At 33.5% G+C, this 5,304-nt stretch carries 5 protein-coding genes; 4 read left to right on the forward strand and 1 reads right to left on the reverse strand.

Annotated elements, in window-relative coordinates:
• Nucleotides 1-6: 6 nt before the first annotated feature.
• Nucleotides 7-753, reverse strand: a complete 747-nt coding sequence (locus AFK68_RS11995; RefSeq protein WP_094673020.1) for a hypothetical protein — start codon at nt 751-753, stop codon at nt 7-9.
• 924 nt (nt 754-1,677) lie between these two features.
• On the opposite strand from AFK68_RS11995, the gene AFK68_RS12000 reads away from it, so the two are divergent.
• The 4 genes from AFK68_RS12000 (at nt 1,678) to AFK68_RS12015 (ending at nt 5,081) form a co-directional block, all read left to right on the forward strand.
• The gene (locus AFK68_RS12000; protein ID WP_210407363.1) at nt 1,678-2,025 is read left to right on the forward strand and encodes a hypothetical protein; all 348 of its coding nucleotides are present in this window, start codon (nt 1,678-1,680) and stop codon (nt 2,023-2,025) included.
• Between the two features lie 691 nt (nt 2,026-2,716).
• Nucleotides 2,717-3,001 carry a DUF427 domain-containing protein gene (locus AFK68_RS12005; RefSeq protein WP_094673022.1) on the forward strand — a complete coding sequence of 95 codons (285 nt, stop codon included), beginning with the start codon at nt 2,717-2,719 and terminating at the stop codon, nt 2,999-3,001.
• Between the two features lie 700 nt (nt 3,002-3,701).
• The gene (locus AFK68_RS12010; protein ID WP_094673024.1) at nt 3,702-4,181 is read left to right on the forward strand and encodes an antitoxin Xre/MbcA/ParS toxin-binding domain-containing protein; all 480 of its coding nucleotides are present in this window, start codon (nt 3,702-3,704) and stop codon (nt 4,179-4,181) included.
• Between the two features lie 429 nt (nt 4,182-4,610).
• Entirely contained in the window at nt 4,611-5,081 is a 471-nt protein-coding gene (locus AFK68_RS12015; RefSeq protein WP_094673025.1) for an RES family NAD+ phosphorylase, read from the forward strand.
• Nucleotides 5,082-5,304 lie beyond the last annotated feature (223 nt).

Here is a 5,304-nt window from a genome sequence, read left to right on the forward strand (position 1 = left end):
ATATAATTAAAAAGTATTATCTGATGAGTAAGGAGATGTTTGGCGACAATTATGTCTCCATTTATTCACAACTTGTTCTCTATAAAGCATTTGATTTCCTCGTCTCCGAATAAATTCATTATCATTAATAAAATAGCCCCTACGAGGATTGACAAAACCATTATAGGCAACTTCGACAGGAAAATTTCTCCAACCAGAATTATCTCTATTCCTACGTTCAAATAAAACTAATCTATTACTATTTTGATATCGACAAATGTGGATAATTCTATTCTCTGTTTGGAAAAATGCTTCCTGAGAGAAATTACGATTTATACTTTCACAACTCAAGTTATTATTGTCAAAAGAAGGCTGATTATAATTATCATAAGTTTCAGGTTGTGATGGGTTAGAAGCACCAGAACGGTTTTCATATTGACCACGTTTGAGATAATGATCGTAACCAGACTTAAATTCACCACGGCGTACAGCATCTGCTACATCAGGGTTTTGTCGCAAATATTCTTGTTCATTGAATGTTTTAAAAGCACCAGAACGATTTTCATATTGCCCATATCTGACATAATGTTCGTAACCAGACCGATATTTCCCTTGAATTACTAACTCTGCCACATCAGGATTTTGACGTAGATATCCTTGTTCGTCAAATTCTCTGGTGTAGTTTTCCGCAAGTGCTAGGGGACTGCTACAAATAGTTATAGCTACTGTGGCGATCGCTACTATATTTGTTTTAATCTTATTAATATTCAGCATTTTTAACACCTCAAAAATAATTGTTCTTAATTATCAAGATATCCTCTCAGGGTTAAAGACTGTAGAGCATTTTAGGTAGTTAAAAATTTTTTTTGACTCAAACAGGAAAAAATTGCTCAAATCCTAATTTGATTAGACTTGTAAGGATTTTTTTTCATTCTATAGCTTTTGTCTAACTCCCTTAAGCTCCTGAAAAAGTTGCTATCTTCCTGAAGTGAATAGACATCTCCAGAAAAGAGGGAGTAGTGGACCGACACAGCTAAAACTGTGCATTAGAGAGTAGGGGAGTAGGGTAGGGACGTTGCATGCAACGTCCCTACGGGAGAAAGACTGTTGTTGGGTTATTCCTGCGGAGAAGCAAGCTACGTTCCATGCTTCGCAATGCTAACGCAAACAACCCAACCTACATCTAATGCACCATTTAAGGTGTGTCAGTCTAGTAGGGAGAAATAATTAACGGTTTCTAATCGATAATTGATTTGATTTTTTATTTTTGGAGATATCTAACTTTTGACTTTTAACTTGCCGGTAGTGCTATATCAGTGCCAATTTTTGAAGTGTCTACTTTTAGGATAATCCTGCTTTCCGATATTAACAGTAAAATATCGGATTCACCTGATGTCTAAGATGTTGCGATTAGAATAGTGGCATATATATATCACTATTTGGAGAGCNATAATTGATTTGATTTTTTATTTTTGGAGATATCTAACTTTTGACTTTTAACTTGCCGGTAGTGCTATATCAGTGCCAATTTTTGAAGTGTCTACTTTTAGGATAATCCTGCTTTCCGATATTAACAGTAAAATATCGGATTCACCTGATGTCTAAGATGTTGCGATTAGAATAGTGGCATATATATATCACTATTTGGAGAGCAAAGTTCCTACAGTTAAAGCATAGAGTTAATCAAGGAATTTAACAATGACATCTAACTTCTGTCTCGAACAAGTTAACCTCCAGTCTTTCTCCTTTGTTGCTGATACTAATACAGATTCTTGTATCACTATTGCGTGGCTTGACTTAATAGCATCAACAGTAGATTATTTTGATGGAGATGATTGGTTAGGTTTATGTGGCGATATTGACGAAGGTGAAATTTACCGAGATTGGTTTATTTGGCAAGATGTAGACTTTTCCGAAGAGTGGGAAGCTTACGATCTGGTTACTAACAAGAGATTTGTGACAACAGATTTATCCTTACTTAAGGCTAAAATTGATGTAATAGAAGATGCCAGAAGCAACACATCTATCAACAACTCAGAAAATTAATTATTGTGAAAAAATACTGTTATTGCAGGTAGCAAAACTTATCGGTTATCTGCATTGCTAGTTTTAATGTTTGTCATCACATATTATCCCATATATTATCAATCTTATCATTGATGAAAATCACAATTTACCTATGGCATAAATCACTTACATTTTATCTCTTTCCACATAATATTAAAATATAAATTCAATTAACGAAGACTATTAAAAATTTGACTCCAGTCTACTCTAATACTTTCAGTATTTTTTTTATTACTTTATTAAATTTTCCTCAGAGAAACACAACGGTTTTCCTTAACTTTGCAGCTTATTCAAGCTGCATTTTTTTTATTGTAGTAGGCTTGCTGAATCATATCAAATCTGGTAGCATCGGTGTAATTAGATAATAGAGTGTGGGAAGTGTGGGGAGATGGATATATCTAGAAATATGGCAATAGCTGAAAATGGAACATTTTTTTATACTTAACCCTAGCGGATTTGATATCAAGATATGAAAAATAGTAAAAAAATTTGTACCCTTGATCAGAGTAATCTTGGGAATATTTGCACATATTAGGGTTTATAGTTCAAATCAGGGGCCGCAAAAATAATAGTGCAGGACAACGTTTGCTTTTGGGGACTTCACTATTATTTCCAAAACTTCAATATTTGCTATTATAGTAGGCGGATTACTAAAATTTAGGAAAAACTAATGGCAACAGCTATTTTGAATGGGGTTGTTTTAGCACAGAGCGATAAGTGTGAAATTGTCGAAGGTAATTATTATTTCCCACCAGATACAGTCAACCGTGAATATTTCAAAGAAAGCAATACCCATACTAACTGTTTCTGGAAAGGTAATGCGAGCTACTACAATATTGAAGTCGATGGTAAAGTGAATAAAGATGGTGCTTGGTATTATCCTAATCCCAAAGAAAAAGCCAAAAAGATTCAAAACTATGTGGCCTTTTATCCTCCTGTACAAATAGAAACCTAGTGCCGCTACGCGGAAGTTAAAACTCAAAATTAAAAAGTCAAAAGTATTGATTAGTAAGGCTTTTAGGATTTTGTAACTGGTCAGTTATTTCCGCCATTCTGCACTATGGAGAAAAATTGGCCACAATCATTCTAATTATTTATCCACAAAACAATAACAAGAGCAAACTATGTTTTTTCTTACTCTTTGTGGAATAATAGCCTCTGAAGCGATATTAATTTGTGGGGTTCCTTAATTTTCTAGATATCCCAATTATTCTAATTATTACTAACAAGGAAAATGGTTTCTGACGGCCTCATTTTTATACTTTTTCTTATCTTCCTAATCCTGCTATTTTTTGGCTCTGGTCTCTAGATTTACAAAAATTAAATCCTTAACCATTTAGTCTAAGAGCTAATATATCAAGATGATATAAATAGAGTCTGATACGATCGTTGCAAGACGGTGATTCAACAAGTTAAGCTTTAATAAAATGTTATTAGCCGATGCAATGTCAAACTTGACTTTTATACAAAAGATTGCTATTGGGGTAATAATTGGCTCAACTATTTATGATTCCTCCTTCAGTTCTCTCCCTCGCAATTATATTTGAGAAGTTCCTTTAATATTTAATTTATTAATCATCTCTAAAATAAAATTTCCCAATTTTAAGACATCTGACTTTATAATATTAGACAGGTGACTTTTAGAGGATGTCCAGATGTTATTCCCAGATCAAGTTTCTCAGAACTCAGAAACTGAACCCATCCCTAGAATCTATCAAATTTTAGGATTTGACAGAATACCTAAAAATGTTTTGGAATTGCCCCAAGAACTGCAAATAGTCAGTATAATTCGTCAGGGATTTTCAATAATTTCTGTGATTAAAGTAGCAGAATATTGTGGTATTTCTGAGTCACAAATGGCAGCTTTATTAGCAACTTCCGAAAGGACTATATCTAGGCGTAAGAAAGATCAGAAACCTCTCGATCTTTCAGAGTCAGATAGACTTTATCGTATTGCCAGAATTTTTGCACACACATTAGATGTATTTGAAAATGTGGAAACTGCAAGAGATTGGCTGAAAAAATCAAATCGTGCCTTGGCTGGAAAAACTCCTTTAGAACTATTAGATACAGATGCAGGTACACAACAAGTAGATGAACTTTTGAATAAAATAGAGTATGGAGTATATAGTTAATTATTGATGATTGATTATTAATGGCTAATAGTTATTAGTTATTAATAAAAACCAATATAAATAGGTGGGTTTTTAATTACTAACAGGTAATTGAATAGTGATTTTTTTGTTGTTAAAAATCACTATAAACCCTGCCTTTTTATTAAAGTAATGTAAGCACTCAGCAGTCAGCTAGCCTCTTGCCTCCTGCGGAGGAGCTGCGCTAACAGAGGAGCTGCGCTAACAGCTTTTGAGATAGATATATAATTTACTGCCACAAATTATATGAGTTAATAACTCAGATTTGTGGTTGAAAATTTAGTAAAATAAAAAAAATGCTGTCTTCATTCATTAAAAAACTAGGAGCTGACTGCTGAGTGCTAATAGCTGTTTGCGCAGCATTCCGCAGGAAATACTTACCAAGTAATAGTAGTTAAAAATAGAAAAATTATGAGTTTGACAATATGGCGAATATCTCATAAAAAATACATTGATATTGCTTTGACAGGTGAAGCTTATAGTCGTAGTAGAGGTCGTTGGAATTCTAAAGGAACATCCTTAATTTATACTTCAGCAACATTATCTCTAGCTGCATTAGAAACTTTAGTTTGCATGGAAATAGAAAATTTTGGTAATATATTTGTATCTATTAGTGTAAGAATTCCTGATAATTTTCCAATTAAACAAGTAGATGAATCTCTATTACCTCATAACTGGCGTGATACTTCTCCACCGGAAGCTTTAGCCTCTATTGGAGATAAATGGTTGACTTCTAAAAGTACAGCAGTTTTGAGGGTTCCTTCTGCTATTATTCCCCAAGAATATAATTATTTGATTAATCCTTTACATCCAGATTTTGAGAAAATTTCAATTGCTCCACCTCAGCCTTTTATCTTAGACCGTAATATTATATCAGTTTGATAAATTTTTGCTAAAGTTTGCTTGTTCTTAGGAATCATTTCAGTTAGCCTCCTGCGGAGGAACTGCGTTTTTTCGTATAGGGAAAGCGGAGCATTCCGATAGGAAAGTTGTGCCCTAGCAAAACAGTTATCAGTTGTCAGGAGGTAACAATTTATAATGTTTATTTTTTCTGAGAGAAAGACTGTTTTATTGTTGACTAAAAATAGTCTGATAACTACAATAA

The organism is Hydrocoleum sp. CS-953, assembly GCF_002260545.1.
GTDB lineage: Bacteria > Cyanobacteriota > Cyanobacteriia > Cyanobacteriales > Microcoleaceae > Trichodesmium.

What these genes read in the sequence shown, in the direction of transcription:
- AFK68_RS12010 (WP_094673024.1), top strand. Translation starts at nt 3,702, where the DNA reads ATGTTATTCCCAGATCAAGTTTCTCAGAACTCAGAAACTGAACCCATC.
- AFK68_RS12005 (WP_094673022.1), top strand. Translation starts at nt 2,717, where the DNA reads ATGGCAACAGCTATTTTGAATGGGGTTGTTTTAGCACAGAGCGATAAG.
- AFK68_RS12015 (WP_094673025.1), top strand. Translation starts at nt 4,611, where the DNA reads ATGAGTTTGACAATATGGCGAATATCTCATAAAAAATACATTGATATT.
- AFK68_RS12000 (WP_210407363.1), top strand. Translation starts at nt 1,678, where the DNA reads ATGACATCTAACTTCTGTCTCGAACAAGTTAACCTCCAGTCTTTCTCC.
- AFK68_RS11995 (WP_094673020.1), bottom strand. Translation starts at nt 753, where the DNA reads ATGCTGAATATTAATAAGATTAAAACAAATATAGTAGCGATCGCCACA.